The 303-nt window shown below is 53.5% G+C and carries 1 protein-coding gene; it reads right to left on the bottom strand.

Annotated features, from left to right (window positions below):
• Positions 1-303: hypothetical protein (locus HMPREF2935_RS13375; RefSeq protein ID WP_210400749.1), on the bottom strand; the 303-nt coding region annotated here is incomplete at both ends.

The following is a 303-nucleotide window of genomic DNA, read 5'->3' on the forward strand; positions in this document are numbered from 1 at the left end:
GCGGAAGCCCCAGTGCAGTTGCTACCTCCTGTGACGTTACTGCATACCTGCCAGGTTCTAATGTGCCTAAAACATCACTAGAAGTAAGTGCGCGCTTCACATACCCCGCGTTAACCTGCGACCACGCACCAAGCTTTCCGTTATACGAAATAGCCCGCCATGATTCATATCCAGAAGTGGGGTCTACATCCCAATAGAAACGCCCGTACAGGCGGCCATTCGGGCCGTCGATGTACATCACTCGTAGCTCGCCACGAACACCACCTGGCAGGCCCATTGCTTTAGCAACGGCAGCATCATTAA

This window comes from Corynebacterium sp. HMSC076D02 (assembly GCF_001813815.1).
Classification (GTDB): Bacteria; Actinomycetota; Actinomycetes; order Mycobacteriales; family Mycobacteriaceae; genus Corynebacterium; species Corynebacterium simulans.